The following is an 18,643-nucleotide window of genomic DNA, read 5'->3' as shown; positions in this document are numbered from 1 at the left end:
AGGGATACTGGCGTTTACGGTAGTTCGGCGAACCGTTCGACGTCCTCGGTGCGGCCCGACACCAGCACCACGTCGCTGTAGACGAGTTCGGTCTCGGCGGTGGCGTAGGTGAACTCCTCGTTCTCGCTCTTGACCGCGACGACGGTCACGCCGTACTTCTTGCGCAGGCTGGAGCGGCCGAGCGGGACGCCGGTGTACTCCTTGGGCGGCCTGCTCTTGATGAGCGCGAAGTTCTCGTCGACCTGCATGTAGTCGAGCATCCGGCCGCTGACCAGGTGGGCGACGCGCTCGCCCATGTCGTGCTCGGGGAAGACCACGTGGTGGGCTCCGATGCGGCGCAGGATCTGGCCGTGCTGCTCGCTGACGGCCTTGGCCCAGATGTCGTCGATCTCCAGCTCGGCCAGCAGCGAGGTGGTGAGGATGCTGGCCTCCAGGTCGCCGCCGATGGCCACGACCGCGCGGTAGAAGTCGGGGACGCCGAGCTGGTTCAGCGTCTCCATGTCGGTGGCGTCGGCGGTGGCGATGTGCGTGATGCGCCCGGCCAGCGACTGCCCGACCTTGGGCCGGCTGTCGATGGCCAGCACCTCGGTGCCGCGCCGGGTGAGCTCGAGCGCGATGGCGGTGCCGAAGCGGCCGAGGCCGATGACCACCACCGGGTCGCTGTTCTTGTCAGCCAACGAGAACCCTCTCCTCCGGGAGTTCGTAACGGCGGGTGCGCTCCTGCATGGCCAGGGCGGTCCCCAGGGTGAGCGTGCCCGTCCTGCCCATGAACATGAGCACGGTCAGGACGATCTGTCCGGCGGGCGAGAACTGCGCGGTGATGCCGGTCGACAGGCCCGTCGTGGTGAAGGCCGAGATCACCTCGAAGAGCACCTGGTCGAGGGCGAACGGGCTGATCACCAGCAGCACGTACGTGGCGACCACGACGACGGCGACGCTGAGCAGGCTGATCGCGATGGCCTGGCGCTGCACGGAGTCGGCCACCCTGCGGTGGCCGATGTTGACCCTCGGCTCGCCGCGCAGCTCGGCCCAGATGACGAACGCGAGCACGCCGAACGTGGTGACCCTGATGCCGCCCGCGGTGCTGGCGCTGGCGCCGCCGATGAACATGAGGACGTCGCTGACCAGCAGGCTGGAGGTGTGCATCTGGCCGATGTCGACGGAGTTGAGCCCGGCCGAGCGGGTCATGGTCGAGGCGAAGAAGGCGGCCAGCAGCTTGCCGCCGTCGTCCAGCGGGCCGAACGTCTTCGGGTTGTCCCACTCGGCCACCAGCAGGAACAGCGTGCCGATCGCCAGCAGCGCCAGCGAGATCCAGACGGTCAGCCTGGTCATGATGGACCACGAGCCGGGACGCCGCCAGGTGCGCATGAGCTCGAAGACCACCGGGAAGCCGAGCCCGCCGACGATGACGGCGGAGGAGGCGGTCAGGCTGATCCACGGGTCGGCGACGAACCTGGTCAGGCTGTCGGGCCACAGGGCGAACCCGGCGTGGTTGAAGGCCATGATGCTGTGGAAGACGCCGTAGTAGGCGGCCTGGCCGAACGGCTCGCCGTACCCGATCATCCAGCGCCCGGCGAGGACGGCGGCGAAGACCGCCTCGCAGGTGAGGCTGAACACGACCACGCGGCGCGCGATCGAGCGCACGTCGGCGACGCTCAGCATGCTGGTCTCGGCCTGGGCGAGCAGCCGGAAGCGCACGCCCACGCGGCGGCCGACGAGCACCGCGAACAGGGTCGCGAACGTCATGATGCCGAGGCCGCCCACCTGCACGAGCCCGGCGATGACCACCTCGCCGAAGACCGACCAGTGCGACTGGGTGTCCACGATGGCCAGGCCGGTGACGGTGACCGCGGAGGTGGCGGTGAACAGCGCCTCGACCACGGTGGCGTCGGGGCCGACGGTGGAGATCGGCTGCATGAGCAGGAACGTCCCGGCGAGCACGAGCAGGCCGAAGGAGGTCACCACGACCTGGGCCGGGTGATGGAAGCGGGAAAGGACGGCGGCCGTCCAGCGGGCACGCCTGCTGAACGCCATCACGGCCGGCTTCTCACCCCGCGTACGCCCGGCCGGCCTCCCGTCGCCACCATGGCGCCGATCCTAGCCACTTCCCGGCCGTCCCCTACCGCTGGGTGAGGCTGCTCTCGGGCTTGTCCGCACCGGCGCCGCCCGTGCCGCCGCGGCGCACCAGCCTGACCACGTACGGCCCGGCCAGCACCGCCAGCACGATCACCCCGGCGGCCCTGGCCAGCCCGGCGTACCCGAGCCACGACACGATCGTCCCGGCGGCCAGCGCCCCGGCGGCGGCGGTCAGCTGCATGAGGAAGTCGGAGGCGCCCTGGGCCATCGGGCGGCGCGGCACCGGGATGGCCGTGGTCAGCACGATCGACCCGGCGATGAACCCGGCCGACCAGCCCGCGCCCAGCAGCACGAGCCCGGTCCCGACCACGACCGGCCCGTCGCCCGACTGCAGCACGACGGCCGCGGCCACCTGCAGCAGCAGTCCCGCCACCAGCAGCCGCCCGGGCCCGATGCGGTCGGCCAGCAGGCCGGCCAGCGGTCCCGGCAGGAACATCGCGGCCACGTGGAAGCTCACGACGACGCCGATCACCTGGAGGGTGGCGCCGTGGTGGTGCAGGTGGATGCCGGCCATGTTCATGAGCGCGATCATGACGGCGTGCACGGTCACCATGCCCACCAGGCCGTGCCGGGCGGCCGGGATGGCGAGGACGGTGCGCACCGCGGTCCGCAGGGGAACCCGCTCGGGCGCGGCGACCAGGCTGAGCGGGTCAGGGCGCAGCCCCAGCGCGACGACCAGGGCCCCGAGGACGAGCAGCACGGCGGTCACGACGAACATCCCGGTCATCGGCGGCAGTCCCGGGATGACGCGGTCGGCCAGCGGGATGAGCAGCGGCCCGGCCACTCCCCCGGCCAGCGCGGCCCACTGCAGCAGGCCGAGCGCCCGGCCCGGCCGTTCCGCCAGGTCGGTGGCGGCGAAGCGGGCCTGCAGCCCGGCCGCGATGCCGCCGCCGGCCAGCAGGCAGCCGGCCAGGACCAGGGGGAAGGCGTCGAGGTGGTGGCCGGGCACGATCAGCAGCACCCCGGCCCCGCTCAGCAGGGAGCCGGTGGCGATGCCGGCGCGGCGGCCGTGCCGTACCGCGAGGGCGGCCAGCACGATCGTGAACACCATCGCCCCGAAGGTGATGAGCGCCTGCGAGAGTCCCGCGAGCGTCTGCGATCCGGTCATCTGCTCGGCGAGCAGAGGCAGGACGGGGCTGAGGACGCCCATGACGATGGTGCCGATGACCTGGGAGAAGAGCAGGACAATGAGGGTTCGCCGCTGGACGAGCCTGATGTCGGTCATGTCGTCCATGCTGGGGTGTGGCGTGCCTTGCGGCATAGGCGCCTTATGGGGTGGCGGTGGTGAGCTCCTCGGCGGGCCGGCGCAGGCGGCGGAAGGCGGGGACGAGGACCGGCAGGAGCAGCAGCCCCAGGGCTCCGGCGATCATGAAGGTGGGCCCGAAGCCGAGCGCTCCCGCGATCGCCCCCGCCAGGCCGCCGGCCGCGGCGTTGCCGAAGGCCTCGGCGCAGTAGAGCAGCGTGTAGTCGGTCCCGGCCTGGCCCTGGTTGGACAGGGCCATGAACAGGGCGTACACGGTGACCGCGGCGGACGTCACGAACAGGTAGCCGAGCGCCTGGGCGACGATCGGGACCACGATGCCGTCCCCGGCCAGCAGGAGCCACGCGCCGAGCCCCAGCCACACCACCGCCGACAGCGCCAGCGCGGTGAACAGGTACCGGTGGAAGCCGAGCTTCACCGTCAGCCTGGGCGCGACCACGGCCCCGGCGATCGAGACGGCCGTGACCGCGGTCGCCGCCGTCACCGAGATCGTGGTGTAGGAGGCGCCCTGGTGCACCAGGAGGCTGCTGACCAGCCCGTAACCCATCATGAGCGGCAGCTTGTAGGCCGCCGACAGGGCCAGCAGCCCCCAGGAGCCCTTGCGGCGCAGGAAGCGGCGGATGGAGGCGCGCTCGGCGGCGGGCTCCCCCGCGTCGGCGCTGAAGTGGGCGCGCGACAGCCACAGCGGCGCGAGGCCGGCCACGAGCAGCACCACGAGGCAGGCGACCGTGCCGGGCCAGCCGAGCAGCGCGTAGGCCAGCAGAGTGCCGCTGCCGCCCGCCACCAGGCCGACGGAGAACGCGCCGCCCTGGACGGCGTTGGCGCTCAGCCACCCGCGTCCGGCCAGCCGGGTGACGGCGAGGGCGTCGGTGGCGATGTCCTGGGTGGCGAACAGGATGTTCAGCACGAACAGGATGGCCAGCAGCCAGGTGAAGTCGCGCACCGGGTCGACCGCGAGCAGGATGGCGGCGGCGGGGACGGCGGCCAGCTGGCAGGTCAGCACCCAGCCCGCCCGGCGGCCCGCGCCTAACCGCACCGGCGGCGTGCGGTTGTCGATCTGCGGCGCCCACAGGAACTTCAGCGCCCACGGCATGATGAGCACGCCCAGCATGCCCAACTGGCCGAGCCCGACGCCGGCGCCGTAGAGGATCGCGGGCAGGGCGACGAGGGAGAAGCCCACGGGCACGCCCTGGGCGAAGTAGAGGCCGGCCAGGACGGGCAGCAGTCGGTTCACGTGGTCTCCATGACGGCGTTCAGCAGGCTCATGCCCAGGGGCAGCTCGGTCACGTACTCGATGGTCAGCCCGGCCTGGCCGAGCAGGGCGCGGTATTCGGGCAGGGTGCGTTCGCGGCCGTCGGTCATGACCATCATGTGGAGGTCGAAGGCGGCGGGCAGCAGGGCGTCGGCGCCGGCCACGCGCTCGATGACGAGCAGCCGTGCGCCGGGCGGCATGGCCTTGGCGCAGTTGGCGAGGATGGCGGCGCACTGCTCGTCGTCCCAGTCGTGCAGGACGCGGGAGAGCATGTAGACGTCGCCGCCGTCGGGCACGGCGGCGAACAGGTCGCCGGCCACCAGTTCGCAGCGTTCCAGCAGGCCCTCCAGGTGCGGCCCGGCCGTGGCGATCACCTCGGGCACGTCGAACAGCACGCCGCGGGCCTCCGGTACGGCGCGCAGGACCTCGGCCAGCAGGGCGCCGGTGCCTCCCGCCAGGTCGACCACGGTGCGGGCGCCGGTGAAGTCGTGTTTCTCCGGGACGCGGCGGAAGTACAGGGTCCCGGCCGCCATGCCGGCGTTGAACTCGGCCGCCCTGTCCGGCTCGTCCGCCAGGTAGTCGAAGACGGGCCGGCCGTACACGTGGTGGAAACCCTGCTCGCCGGTGGTGACGTTGCTCTCCAGCGCGGCCCAGGAGGCGGTGAAGTAGTCCGAGGCGTACAGGGCGGCCAGCGGGCCAAGCTGGTCGCGGCGCAGCAGGGCGCCCATCTCGGTCAGCGCGAAGCGCTCGCCGCGCCCCTCCAGGATCCCGGCCGCCGCCAGCAGGCGCAGCAGCCGGGTCAGGGCGCCCGGGTGCACCTTCAGGGCCTCGGCCAGGTCCGCGGCGGTGCGCGGGCCGTCGGCCAGCGCGTCGGGGATGCCGAGCCTGGCCGCGACGTTGGTCGCCTGCGCCACCCACCCGCCGGTGAGAATGCGCATGAGCTCGTTCTCGATCATGGTGGTGCTCCTCAAGGAGTGGACGGCGGCGCGGCGGCGAGCACGGCCCGCATGACGTCCTCCCGCCGGTCCTGCAGGTAGAAGTGGTCGCCGGGCAGGGTGCGCAGGGTGAAGCCGCCGCTGGTCAGCTCGGCCCAGCGCGCGGCCTGCTCGGCGCTCACCTCGGGGTCGTCCGCGCCGACGAGGGCGAGGACGGGGCAGTCGAGCGGGGCGTCGTGGCGGTGCCGGTAGGTCTCCTCCAGCCGGTAGTCGTTCCGTACGGCCGGCAGCACCAGCTCCCTGATCACCGGATCCTCCAGCAGTTCCGGGTCGGAGCCGCCGAGCCTGCCCAGCTCGGCGGCCAGCTCGTCGTCGGAACCCAGGTGGGCGCTGACGGCCAGCCGTTCGTGGGCGGCGTGCCGTCCGGACACGACGAGGGCGGCGACGCCCCGCCCGCGGGTGCGCAGCTCGCGGGCGCTCTCGTAGGCGACGAGCGCGCCGAGGCTGTGCCCGAAGAGCACGGCGGGCCGGTCGAGCAGCGGCGTCATCGCCTCGGCGACCTGCTTGGCCAGCAGGGCGACGCTCTCGGCGAACGGCTCGCCGGAGCGGTCGGCCCGGCCCGGGTACTGCACGGCGCGCACCTCGGCCCCGGGCGTGCCGCGATGCCACAGGCGGAAGAACGCGGCGCTGCCTCCGGCGTGCGGGAAGCAGAACACGCGCAGCGCGGCGCCGGGGCGGACGTCGTAGCAGTGGAAGGGGTTCATACGATCTCCTCGGCGGCCAGCGGCCTGGGCGGTTCCTGCGTGAGCAGGTCGGGGCGGCCGATGGTCCGGGTCAGGTCGAGCCAGGCGCGGCCCAGCGCCAGGTGGTACTGGCCCTGGCTCAGGGGGTCGCCGTCGCCGGTGACGGCGTCGTGCAGGCCGGTCAGCGCCCGCCGTACCCCTTCCGGCCACAGGCGGGTGACGATGTCGCGGAAGGCGGGCGCCTCGGCGGGCCCGAGCACGGTGGCGCTGGGCAGCTCCAGGCCGGGGCCGCCGGTGGCGAAGCGGCCGTCGTCCTCGCGGCCGACGTACATGCGGGGGCTCCACACCAGCGGGCCGTGGGTGTTGACCAGCGTGAGGCTGCCGCCCTCGGTGCCGAGCGTGATGCGGTGCAGCAGGTGCAGGTGCGCGTCGGGGTCGTTGGGGGCGACCTGGTTCTGCACGCGCAGCGTGAGCGGCACGCCGCCGAAGCCGCCGCTGACGCTGGTGAACGGCGCGCCGGGCGTGGCCGCGGCGAACGACCAGGGACGCGGCGAGCCGAGCGCCTGCCCGAGGATGTCGAGCAGGGCGTAGGCGACGTGCACGCTGCAGGCGGCGTCCACGTACAGCGGCTGCTGGAGGGCGCGCAGCCTGCGAGCGGCCTCGACGAAGCGGCGGACCGGTTCCAGGTGCGGGTAGAGGGTGTTGAGGTGGTGCACGACCCCGGCCGACCTGGCGGTGCGCAATACGCGGGCCAGCTCGTCGGGGTGCACGGGGTGCTCCTGGAGCACGTGCACGCCCTGTTCCAGCAGCGCCGCGGTCAGTTCCGTGCCGTCGCCGCCGACGACGCCCGAGCGCACGACGACGCAGGCGGCGTCGGCCACCTCGGGCACCTGATCGGGGCGGGTGAGCAGCGGGACGCCGTGCTCGCGGGCGCGGGCGGCCGACCTGGCGCCGCCCTTGGCCAGGATGCCGGTCAGCTCGAACGGCCCCTCGCGCAGCGCGTCCAGGTAGACCTGGCCGAACGTGGTGCCGCAGACCACGATCCGCTTCACAGCTCGCCCTCCTCGATCGGCGGAGCGTGCGGGTCCAGGGGCGCGACCGTCGTGCTCAGCTCGGCCTGGGCCACGGGCGCGATCGCGCTCAGCACGGCCGCGGGATCGAGCACGTCCGCCGCGTAGTGCGTGCCCGGTCCCGGCCCGCCGGCCAGGACCGTGCGCGCCGCGTGTGCGGCGACGGCCGCGGTGAGCGCGGAGGTGTCCGTGGTGCGCAGGGCGAGAGTGCGGATGCCCCCCTGAGCATCACTCCCTTGAAAAAGCATGACATAGTACGGTGTACGTCCCGCAAGTTCGAGAGCCGCGGCCCGCTCCAGGTCGGCGGCCGATCCCTGCGCGAGCGCCAGCACCCGCTCCCGCGAGGTCACCGTGTACCAGCGCGACTCCCCCACCCCGAGCCGGCGTGCCACCCGCTCCGCCTCGGTGGTCAGGTAGGGGTGCAGGTTCACCCGCTCGGGGAAGTACGGCAGCTCCACCTGCTCGGCCGGGCTCAGCGCCCGCGAGACCCGTACACCGCCGCGCCAGGCGGCCAGCGCCTCCCCGTACCCGCCGGACAGCAGGACGTCCTCGGCCGCGGCCGGGGTGAGCCGGTCACGGCCGCCGGTGAAGACGTCCAGGCGGGCGGCCGTGCCCGGCTCGGCCAGCAGGCGCGGGAGCAGGCCGGACAGGCCGGGCAGCATCCCGGCCGAGACGAACGCGGTGCGGCCGGCCGTACCGGATCGGGTGAGCAGGTCGTGTAACGGGTCGTCGCCGGCGGCGTCGACGTAGTCCGCGCCCGCCGCGAAGGCGGCGCGCGCGACGCGGTCGCCCAGCCGGTGCGAGGGGCCCGCGCAGTTGACCACGACGCGGCAGCCCGCGCAGAAGGCGGCCAGCGCGTCCGGGTCGAAGGCATCGGTGCCGCCCGACCTGCTGCCCCGGCGGACCTCGTGGTCATCCAGCAGGGCGGCGACGGTACGGCCGACGGCGCCCGACGCGCCCAGCACGCCGATCACCGGGCGATCCTGCGGGCGACGGCGGCGGCGTGGGCGGGGTCGAGGCAGGTGAAGTGGTCGCCGTCGACGTCCTCGACGGTCAGGCGGCCCAGGCACAGCTCGCGCCAGAAGGCGGTCATGTCGTCCTGCAGGGTCGGCACCAGGTTCGTGACGCCGCGCTGGCGCAGGAAGGTCAGGTCGCCCGCGTACGGCTCGGGGTCGTAGCGGGTGACGGCGGCGAAGCTCTGGCTGAAGACGCGCAGCGCGCCGTCCACGTCCGTGCCCGCCTCGCGGGACAGGGCGGCCACGCGCTCCTCGCGCGGCGTGTCGGCCAGGGCGGAGAAGGCGCGGCCGGTCTCCCCGTCCAGCCGGGCGAGCGCGCCCTGCCCGACCAGGCCGGGCGAGCCGGCCAGCACCTCGCGCAGGGCCCCGGCCAGGTCGAGCGGCGGGTAGCCCAGGCGGGCCGGGTCGATGCCACTGGCCTGTGCGAAGCCGTACTCGATCATGAGATCGTCCTCGACGCGGTAGGGGAAGCGGGAGCTGCTGATCACGGTGAGCCGCTCGACGCGCGCGCCGCTCTCGGTGAGGTGGCGGGCCAGCTCGGTGGCGATCAGGCCGCCCATGCAGTAGCCGATCACCTCGAAGCGGGTGGCGCCGTCCTTGAGCAGGTGGCGGGCGTAGGCGGCGGCGAGCGTCCCGACCGCGGTGGCCGGGTCCAGCTCCAGGTATCCGGCGAGGTCGGCGACGGCGAGGCCGACGAGGGGCGCGCCGTCGTCGAGTTCGCGGATCAGCGCGCGGTAGGGGGCCAGCGTGCCGGAGCCGTCGTGGACCAGCACCCGGGTCGCGCCGCTCCCCTCGGCCAGCCTGACCAGCGGCGAGGCCGTCGTCGTGCCGCGCTCCCGATCCTCCTGCTCCTCCCTCAGGTGTACGGCCAGCGCCGCCACGGTCGGCTGGTTGATGAGCCGCCTGACCAGGCTGTCCCAGTAGAGGCCGGGCGCCAGCGTCTCCCTGATCCGCCCGGCCAGCTTGGTGACCAGCAGCGAGTCACCGCCGAGCAGGAAGAAGTCCTGGTCGCGGCCGACCTCGGGCAGGCCGAGCACCTCCGCCCACAGGGCGGCGAGGCCGCGCTCCAGCTCGTCGCGCGGCGCCTCGCCCGCGGTGGCCGCCGGTCCGGCGCGGCCGGGTACGAGGGCGGCCAGCGCGGCCCGGTCGAGCTTGCCGTTTCCGGTCAGCGGCAGCGTGTCCACGACCTGGACGGTGGCCGGGATCATGTACTCGGGCAGCCGCTCGGCCAGGAAGGCGCGCAGCTCCGCCGGGTCGACCACGGCGCGGTCGGCCGGGAAGCGGGCGGCGAACACGCACTGCCCGAGCGCCGCCAGCGGCTCGTCCTGGCCGGGCAGGCAGGCGTAGGCGGTGGCGCCGGCCTCCTCGATCAGCGCCAGCCACTCCTCGCGGGTGGTGAACGTCCTGGGCCGGTCGTGCGGGTCCATGAGGAACTCCATCGAGGCCATGATCTGCGCGTGGTCGCGCGTGGTCTCGATGAACACCAGCCAGCCGCCCGGCGTGAGCAGCTCGCGGAAGCGGGCCAGGACATCCGCCCGGTCGTGCGCGTTGTGCAGGACGTTCGCCGCCACCACGACCTCGAACGTGTTCGGCTCCAGCCCCTGCGCGCGGTGGCCGGCGTTCAGGTCGAAGATCCCGTAGCGGACCCACGGGTGCGCGGCGAAGCGCTCGGCCGCCTCGTCCAGGAAGAAGCGGGACAGGTCGGTGAACAGGTAGTCCACATCGTGTCCCGCCAGCTCCGGGATGAGCTCGGCGCTGGTGCCGCCCACGCCCGCGCCCACCTCGAGCACGCGCAGCGCTCCCCTCCCGCGCTGCGCGTGCTCGCCGGCGAGGTGGCCGAGGACATGCCTGGCCACGCCGTTGACGTAGCGGCTCAGGACGTTGTCGCGGTAGGCGCCCTCGGCGGTGCGGGTGGCGGCCTCGGGGAAGAGCAGGTCCCTGGCCTCCAGCTCGCCCCGCATCAGCTCGGGCAGGCTGGCGGTGCCCTGCCTGAGGAAGGCGATCAGCTCGTCGCCGTAGTCGAGATCCTTGGTGAGCTCCTCGACCCGCCGCCAGGCCGCGTCCAGGGCGGGCCCTTCGCGCAGGCGGTGGTAGCGGCCGGTCACCGGGTCCAGGTCCAGGCGTCCGCGCTCGTGCAGCGCGGCCAGCCAGCGCCGGATCAGCCCGTGGTGGCGGGGCACGACCCCGGCCCGCTCCAGCACCTCCTTCACGTCATGGCCCGCGCCCCGCCCACCCGTCTCCTGCCCGCCCGTCTCCTGAACGCCTGTGTCGTGGTCTGTGTCGCCGAACAGGCCGGCCGCGCGCAGCGCGGCGGCCATCGCGGTCATGGCGATCTCCTCCAGCGTGGCGGCCACCTCGACCACCGCGCCGGTGTCCACGCGCTCGGCGGCGGGCGGGGCGGGCAGCGGGGCCTGCTCGTCGTCCTGCTTCCGTACGGCCTGCGCGAACCCCAGCAGGCGGCGCTCCATCGGCCCGTCGCCGTCGGCGATGACGGCCGCGGCGGCCAGCGACGGGTGGGCCAGCAGCGCCGCCTCCACCTCGGCCAGCTCGATGCGGTGGCCGCGCACCTTGACCTGGAGGTCCTCGCGGCCCAGGAACTCGATGTTCCCGTCGGGCCGGTAGCGGCCCAGGTCGCCGGTCCGGTAGAGGCGCTCGCCGCCGTGGTGGACGAACCGCTCGGCCGTTCTCTCCTCGTCGGCCCGGTAGCCGAGCGCGAGCCCGGCGCCGCCGATGTACAGCTCGCCCGGCACCCAGTCGGGGCACGGGCGCATCGCCGGGTCGAGGACGTGGAAGCTCTGGTTGGCCAGCGGCCTGCCGTACGGGACGCTGGGCCAGCCCGGCGGTTCGCCGTCGATCGGGTGGAAGATCGACCAGACGGCCGCCTCGGTGGCGCCGCCCAGGCTGACGAGGCGGAATCCGGGCAGCCTGCCGCGTACGAGGCCGGGCAGGGTGAGCGGGATCCAGTCGCCGGACAGCAGCCCGAGCCGCAGGGACGGCAGGTCGAGCGCGGGCTCGGCGTCCAGGTAGTGCTGGAGCATCTGGAGCTGGGCGGGCACCGAGTTCCACACGGTGACATCGTGCTCGGCGACGCAGGCGGCCCAGTGGGCGGGGTCGCCCCTGCGGGCCGGGTCGGGCAGCACGAGGGCGGCGCCGGTGGCCAGCGTGCCGAAGACGTCGTAGACGGACAGGTCGAAGCCGAGGGCGGCCAGGCCCAGGACGCGGTCCTCCTCGTGGACGCCGAAGCGGGCGGTGATGTCGTCGAGGGTGTTGCGGGCGGCCCGGTGGCTGACCACGACGCCCTTGGGCGTGCCGGTGGAGCCGGAGGTGTAGATCACGTAGGCGGCGTCGTCGGGTTCGCGCGGGGTGTTGGCGACGGCGCCGATGTTCCCGGTGGCCGCGGCCGGGGCGGTGGGGAGCAGGACCAGGCGGGCTCCGGCGTCGACGAGGATCCGGTCGCGGCGGGCCTGGGGCTGGGTGGTGTCGAGGGGCAGGTAGACGCCGCCCGCCAGCAACGTGCCGATGACGGCGGCCACCTGCTCGACGCCCTTGTCCATGGCCACCGCCACGGTCTCGCCCGGCGTCAGGCCGCGCTCCTTCAGCGCCCCGGCCACCTCGGTGGCCCTGCGCAGCAGCTCACCATAGGTCACCCGCTCCGCCGGGGTGATCACGGCGATGCGACCGGGCGCCCGCGCGGCCTGGCGCAGGAACGGCTCGTGGAGCAGGCCCTCGGGCAGCGGGGCCGCGGTGGCGTTCGCCTCGTCCCGCCGCCGGCGCTGGGCCGGGGGCAGGTCCACGGGCGAGTACGCCGCCCAGGTCTCCGGCGCGGCCAGCCGCGGCAGCAGGCCGGTGAACGCGGCGAACATGTCGTCCACCACCCCGTCCGGCAGGATTCCCTCGCGGACGTCCCAGTTGACCAGCAGTTCGCCTTGGTGCTCCTTGACCTGGCAGTCGATCCACACCTGAGGCGTCTGGCTGATGCCGTAGCCGGGCCGCCCGCGCTCCGCCTCGTCCTGGCCGAGCCCGATGGCGCTGGTGAACACGACCGGCATCAGGCTGGCGGCCCGTCCCCGCCGCCTGGCAAGCTCCCTGATGACCTCGATGCCGGTGTGCCGCCGGTGCTCCAGGTCGTCGAAGAGCTGCTGCCCGACGGCCCTGGCGCGCTCGCCGAACGTGGCGCCGGGCGTGGTGTCGACGGCCAGGAGGTTGAGCGAGGTGAAGTCGCCGACCACTCCGCCGATGCCGGGGTGCAGCTCGGGCCGGTCGAGCAGGGTGAGGTTGAGCGTGAAGCGCGGACGGCGGCTCCACCGGCCGACGACCTCGGCATAGGCGGCCAGTACGGCCTGCGACGCCGTAACCCCCTGCCCGGAGGCGCGCTCCCGCACCGCCGCCCAGACCTGGGCCCCGACCACGCTCTCCCACCGCCGGAACCGCCCCGGCGCACCGCTCAGCGCGGGCAGCTCGGGCGCGGCGGGCAGGTCGTCCAGCCGGGCCTGCCAGTAGGCGCGGTCACGCTCGTAGCGGGTGCTCTCCCGCCGCGCCCGCAGCGCCAGCACACAGTCACGGAAACTCACCGGTACGGCGGGCAGCCCCGCCTCCGGATCATCATGCAGCCCCTGGAACTCCCTCAAAAGCACCTGAATGCTGACATAGTCCGAAATAAGAAGATCAATGGAGGCGTGCAGGACCGCACCTTCGTCCGTCAGCGTGATCCGCAGCTCGAACAGCGGCCACGCCCCCGCCGGGTAGACGGTGTGCCCCATCTCCTCGCGGATCGCCGCGATCGCCGCCCCGGGATCCACCCCGCGCAGATCCGTCACCCGGATCTCGTAATCGGGCACCTCCGGCAGCACCTGCTGGTAGCCGTCGGCGTGCACCACGGCCCGCAGCATGTCGTGCCGCTCGATCAGCGCCCGCCACGCCGCCTGCGCCCGCACCGGGTCCAGCTCGGCGAAGGTCACCTCCACGTACCCGTGACAGGCGACCCCGCCGAACCCGAACGCGTCGTTGCGCCCCAGCAGGTAGGCCTGCTGCACGTCCGTCAGCGGGAACGGCTCGAAGCGCCCCGCCGGATCTTCCGTCAGCACCTCCGCCGCGGCCTCGCGCCGCAGGACCTCCAGGATCTCCCCCTTGACGGCCTGCACCGCCGCGCGCCGCTCGGGCGTCAGCGCGCCCTTCGGCGCGCGGAACCGCAGCCGCCCGTCGTCCTCCCACAGCCTGATCCCCGCCGTCTCCAGCTCGGCGATCAGCTCGTGCACGGCAGGCGGCCCGCTCACGACGTCCCCTCCACTCACGGCGCCGCCACCGTTCACGACGTCCCCTCCACTCACGAGGTCCCCACCTCTCACAGCGTCCCCTCCTCGATGTCGTCCATGGCCCGCGCGCACCCGGCGAGCGTCGGGTCGGCGAAGAAGCGCCGCAGCGGCACCTCCACGCCCAGCCGCTCGGCGGCGATCGCCGCCATCCGCGTGGCCAGCAGCGAGTCGCCGCCCAGCGCGAAGAAGTTGTCCGCCCGGTCCGTGACGGACGTGCCCAGCAGTTCCGCCCAGACGGCGGCCAGCTCCGCCTCCAGCCCGCCGCGCGGCGCCCCCGCCTCGTGCCCGGCCGCCTCCGGCGGCGCGTCGCCGCCCGCCGGAAGCGTGTCGGCCGTGCCGGTGGCGTAGTGGGAGAGGGGGTCCGGTGGGGTGGTCCAGTCGGCGGTGGCCAGCCACTCCAGCACCCGCAGATAGGTGGTGAAGGCGGTGTCCAGGGCGCCGGGCGGGAAGAGGGACTCAACGGCGTCCCAGCGGACCAGGAGCTCGCCGTCCACCTCGCCCACCTGGCAGTCGAGCCACACCTGCGGCGTCTGCGAGACGCCCCACACCGGGCGGGCGAAGGACGGCCCCGCGGTCAGCGACGGGTCGGCGACGCCGAGCGTGCTGGTGAACACCACGGGCATGGTCATGGCCGCGGCGGCGGCCCGGCGGGCCAGTTCGCGCATGACCCACACGGCCGACACCTCGCCGTGCTCAAGCCCGCGCCACACCTCCTCCTGCAGCCCGCGCGCCCCCTCCAGCCAGCCGCCGCCCGCGCGGTGGGCGACCAGCATGAGCGAGGTGAAGTCGCCGAGGACCCGGTGGATGTGCGGGTGCGCCTCGCGCCGGTCGAACAGGGTCAGGTTCAGCGTCAGCTCGCGCTGCCCGCTCCACGCCCCCAGCACCTCGCCGAACGCCGCCGCCAGCACCGTGGACGGCGTCAGGTCGTGTCCCCGCGCCAGCCCGCCGACCAGCCGCCACAGCCGGGCGGGCAGCCTGGCCTCGCGGCGCGCGAACCTCGGCCGCTCCACCTCCTCCGGCCGCGTCGCCAGCGGCAGGCGCGGCGCGGGCGGCAGGCCGGGCAGGCGGGCCGACCAGTAGTCCTTGGCCCGTTCGAAGACGGCGGGGTCGGGGTGCTGGGCGAGGAGGTAGTCGCGGAAGGTGACCTCGACCGGGGGCAGCGGGGCGTCGGGGTCGTGGTAGAGGCGGTCGAGCTCGCTGAGGAAGACCATGGTGCTGAGGGCGTCCATGGCGATGTTGTCGAAGCTGACGCCGAGCCGTACACCCTGCTCGTGGGTGACGGCGCGGGCGTCGAACAGCGGCCAGACGGCGGGGTCGAGGACCTGGTGGGACATGCGCTCGCGCAGGTCGTCCACGGAGTCCTCGCGCCTGATCGTGAAGCGCGGCACCTCGGGCAGGACCCGCTGCAGGCCGTCGGCGTCGAAGACGACGCGCAGCATCGGGTGGCGGGCGATCAGGCGGTTCCAGGCCTCTTCCAGGCGGTCGAGGTCGATGTCGCCGTCGTACTCGGTGTAGAAGTGGCAGCCGACGCCGCCCAGGGTGAAGTGCCCGGCCCGGCCCAGCCAGTAGGCGCGCTGAACCTCGGTGGGCGGGAACGGGGTGTGGCGGTGCTCCTCGTCCGCGCGGATCTCGGGGGCGAGCCCCGCCGCGTCGCCGAGGGTGAGGGTGGCCGCGAAGGCGCTCAGGGTGGGGCGCTGGAACAGGACGCTGAGCTTGGCGTCGGCGATCCCGGCCGCGCGCAGGCGGGCGATCAGGCGGGTGGCCAGCAGGGAGTCGCCGCCCAGGGCGAAGAACCCGGAGTCCCTGCTCACCTCGGGCACCTCCAGGAGGTCGGCCCAGATCGCGGCGACCGTCTCCTCCACCGGACCCTCCGGAGCCTGCCCGTCCGCCTTCCCATCCGGTACGGGCCGGCGCGCGAGGGCCGCCAGGGCTCCTCTGTCGACCTTGCCGTTGGCGGTCAGCGGGAGGCTCTCCACCAGGGTGACGGCCGACGGGACGGAGTGGCCGGGCAGCAGGTCCGCCGCGTGGGTGCGCAGGTCCTCCTCCGTCAGCCCGGTGCCGGTCGCCAGGGCGAAGGCGTGGAGGTGGCGGTGAGTGCGGGGGCCGGTGGCGACCGCGACGGCGCGGGCGACTCCCGGGTGCGACTCCAGCGCCGCCTCGACCTCGCCCAGCTCGATGCGGTGGCCGCGGATCTTGACCTGCTGGTCGGTCCGGCCCAGGAACTCCAGGGTGCCGTCGGGCCAGTAGCGGCCGAGGTCGCCGGTGCGGTACCAGCGCTCGCCGTCGTGCTCGACGAAGCGGGCGGCCGTGGTCTCGGGGTCGCCGCGGTAGGCGGTGGCCAGGCCGACGCCGCCGATCCACAGCTCGCCGGGCACCCAGTCGGGGCGGTCGGCGCCGGCGGGGCCCGCGACACGGTAGCGCTGGTTGCGCAGCGGCCGGCCGTACGGGATGGAGGTCCAGTGGGGCGGTACGCCGGTGACGTCGTGCGCGTTCGACCAGATGGCGGCCTCGGTGGCGCCGCCGAGGGCGACCAGGCGGCAGCGTCCGCCGCTCTGGGCGGCGAGGCGGCCGGGCAGGTCGAGTCCGACCCAGTCGCCGGAGACCAGCGCCAGGCGCAGCGACGGCGGCAGCTCGGCGGCGGTGACGAGCAGCATGTCCAGGAGGGTCGGCACGGTGTTCCAGAGGGTGACGCCGTGCTCGGCGCACAGGCGGGCCCAGGCCTGGGCGTCGCGGCGCTGGTCCTCCTCGACGAGCACGAGCGTGCCGCCCGCGCCGAGGACGCCGAACAGGTCGTAGACCGACAGGTCGAAGTCGAGGGCGGACAGGGCGAGCACCCGGTCGCCGGGGCCGACGCCGTAGCGCTCGCCGATGTCGGTGACCGTGTTCAGGGCCGCCCGGTGGGCGACCTCCACGCCCTTGGGCTCGCCGGTGGAGCCGGAGGTGAAGATGACGTACGCCGACGAACCCGGATCCACCCGCACGGGCGCGGGCAGGGGATCGGCGGGCGTCTGCGGCCAGGCGGCGTCGATGACGTGCGCGGCGGCCGACCGGGTGAGGATGCGCTCGCGCCGGGCGGGCGGCTGCTCGACGCCGACCGGCACGTACACGCCGCCCGCGGCCAGCACGCCGAGCACCGCCGCCACCTGCCCCGGCCCCTTGGGCAGGGTCACGGCCACCGCGTCGCCCGGCCGTACCCCCTGCGCGCGCAGCCGTCCGGCCACCAGCAGGGCGTCGGCGGCCAGCTCGCCGTAGGTGGCCGCGCCGAAGTCGCCGGCGAGGGCCGTGCGGGCGGGCTCGCCGGCGGCCCGCTCGAAGAACGCGTCGTGAAGTAGCCCCTCCGGTACGGCTCCCGCCGTGTCGTTGACCACCTGCCGCACCCTGCGCTGATCCTCCGGCAGCGGCAGGGGCGAAGGAACCGACCAGTCGGCCCGCGCCAGATGCTCAAGCAACGCCCCATAGGCGCCGAACATGGCGTCGAGCACGCCGGGCGCGAACAGCTCCTCGACGGCGTCCCAGGCCAGGTGGAGCCCGTGGTCGTACTCGTTGATCTGGTGGTCGAGCCAGACCTGCGGCGTCTGGGTGATCATCCAGCCGGGCTCGCCGAACGCCTCGCGCACCTCGGGCGCGATCAGCTCGGTGCCCAGGTTGCAGGCGAAGACGACGGGCGCCGCCGCCGGGCTGCCCCGCTTGGCCAGCTCCCGCAGCACGTCCACGCCGGAGTGCCCGGTGTGGCGGGCGTCGGCGCGGAAGCGCCGTTGCAGGGCCCGCGCGCGGCCGGCGAACGACTCCCCCTCGGTGAGGTCGGCCTCCAGCAGGATGAGGTTGGTGAAGTCGGCCACCAGGTGCGGCACGGACGGGTGCACGGTCTCGTCGCGGTCGAACAGCGGCACGTTCAGCAGGAAGCGCGGCTCGGCGCTCCAGGCGGCCAGCACCTCGCTGTAGGCGGTGGCCAGGACCATGGCCGGGGTCAGGCCGTGCTCGCGGGCCTGCTCCTTGAGCAGCTTCCAGGTGTCGAGGTCGAGCCAGCGCTCGCGGCGTACGAAGCGCGGCGCGGTGATCGCGGCCGGGTCGGTGGCGAGCGGGAGCTGGGGCGGGCCGGGCAGCTCGGCCAGGCGGCCCTCCCAGTAGAGCCGGTCGGGCTCCGGCGGCGCGGGCCTGGCGGCCAGGTAGCGGGGGAAGGAGCAGTCCAGGCCGGGCAGGTCGCGGCCGAGGTAGAGCCTGGCCAGGTCGCGCAGGAAGATCTGCAGGCCGAGCACGTCGGCGGCCAGGAAGTCGACCTCGACGTGGACCCGCGTGGCTCCGCCGGGCAGCAGCGACAGCCGTACGTCGAACAGCTCGCCGCGCGCGGCGTCGAAGCGGCGGTGCGACAGCTCGGCGCGCACGCTCTCGGCCCCGGAGGAGTAGACGGTCAGTCCCGGCCAGGCGCCGGTCTCGGTGATCCGCTGGGTGCCGTCGTCGTGGAAGACCGCGCGCAGCATCCCGTGGCGGCGCACGAGCGCGCGCACGGCCGCCTCCAGCCGCTCCGGCTCGACGTCGCGGCCGTCGAACTCGAGGTAGGCGTGGCAGCCCACGCCGCCGAGCACCTGCCCGTCGGCCCGCCCGATCGCGTACGCGAGCTGGACGGGCGTCAGCGGGAACGGCGCGCCCTCGTCGACGGGCGGGGCGGCGGCGGCAGGCGGCGCGCTCAGGCGGGTGGAGACCAGGGCCCACCAGGCGGCCAGCGTGGTCTCCCCGGCCAGGTCGGCGAAGGCGATGCGGGCGCCGGCCCGCCGCCATCGGCCGGCCAGCCGCATGGCGCGCAGCGAGTCCAGGCCGAGGCCGATCAGGTCGGCGTCGTCGGAGATGACGGAGGGGGAGATGTCGAGCTGCGCCGCGATGTCGGCACGCATGGACTCCAAAGACAGCACAGATTTCCCTT

General features: G+C 74.2%; 10 protein-coding genes. All 10 read right to left on the bottom strand.

Translation table 11 applies throughout. The features are described 5' to 3' along the window. Window positions 1-14: 14 nt before the first annotated feature. On the bottom strand, window positions 15-677 hold the full coding sequence (locus ACFWYW_RS31870) for a potassium channel family protein (protein WP_379617905.1): 663 nt from the start codon (window positions 675-677) through the stop codon (window positions 15-17). Next, window positions 670-2,034, bottom strand: coding sequence for a TrkH family potassium uptake protein (locus tag ACFWYW_RS31865; RefSeq protein ID WP_379617907.1), 1,365 nt, complete (start codon window positions 2,032-2,034; stop codon window positions 670-672). The genes ACFWYW_RS31870 and ACFWYW_RS31865 overlap by 8 nt, the downstream gene beginning before the upstream one ends. 85 nt (window positions 2,035-2,119) lie before the next feature. Continuing rightward, a complete protein-coding gene (locus ACFWYW_RS31860; RefSeq protein ID WP_379617909.1) occupies window positions 2,120-3,361 on the bottom strand; it encodes an MFS transporter in 1,242 nt (413 codons plus the stop codon). A gap of 43 nt (window positions 3,362-3,404) precedes the next feature. Continuing rightward, window positions 3,405-4,631, bottom strand: coding sequence for a hypothetical protein (locus ACFWYW_RS31855; protein WP_379617911.1), 1,227 nt, complete (start codon window positions 4,629-4,631; stop codon window positions 3,405-3,407). Then, a complete protein-coding gene (locus tag ACFWYW_RS31850) occupies window positions 4,628-5,605 on the bottom strand; it encodes a methyltransferase (RefSeq protein WP_379617913.1) in 978 nt (325 codons plus the stop codon). Before ACFWYW_RS31850 ends, ACFWYW_RS31855 begins: the two co-directional genes overlap by 4 nt. An 11-nt stretch (window positions 5,606-5,616) precedes the next feature. Then, window positions 5,617-6,348, bottom strand: coding sequence for a thioesterase II family protein (locus ACFWYW_RS31845; protein WP_379617915.1), 732 nt, complete (start codon window positions 6,346-6,348; stop codon window positions 5,617-5,619). Next, the gene (locus ACFWYW_RS31840) at window positions 6,345-7,379 is read right to left on the bottom strand and encodes a Gfo/Idh/MocA family oxidoreductase (protein ID WP_379617917.1); all 1,035 of its coding nucleotides are present in this window, start codon (window positions 7,377-7,379) and stop codon (window positions 6,345-6,347) included. The genes ACFWYW_RS31845 and ACFWYW_RS31840 overlap by 4 nt, the downstream gene beginning before the upstream one ends. Further along, window positions 7,376-8,371 carry a saccharopine dehydrogenase gene (locus tag ACFWYW_RS31835; RefSeq protein WP_379641133.1) on the bottom strand — a complete coding sequence of 332 codons (996 nt, stop codon included), beginning with the start codon at window positions 8,369-8,371 and terminating at the stop codon, window positions 7,376-7,378. The genes ACFWYW_RS31840 and ACFWYW_RS31835 overlap by 4 nt, the downstream gene beginning before the upstream one ends. Further along, window positions 8,368-13,686, bottom strand: coding sequence for an amino acid adenylation domain-containing protein (locus tag ACFWYW_RS31830; RefSeq protein WP_379617921.1), 5,319 nt, complete (start codon window positions 13,684-13,686; stop codon window positions 8,368-8,370). Before ACFWYW_RS31830 ends, ACFWYW_RS31835 begins: the two co-directional genes overlap by 4 nt. 68 nt (window positions 13,687-13,754) lie before the next feature. Beyond that, entirely contained in the window at window positions 13,755-18,614 is a 4,860-nt protein-coding gene (locus ACFWYW_RS31825; RefSeq protein ID WP_379617923.1) for an amino acid adenylation domain-containing protein, read from the bottom strand. Window positions 18,615-18,643: the final 29 nt, after the last annotated feature.

Origin of the sequence: Nonomuraea sp. NPDC059023, assembly GCF_042740095.1 — a bacterium.
Classification (GTDB): Bacteria; Actinomycetota; Actinomycetes; order Streptosporangiales; family Streptosporangiaceae; genus Nonomuraea.
The sequence above is the reverse complement of the archived record's forward strand: the minus strand, read 5'-3'. Positions and strand labels throughout refer to the sequence as shown.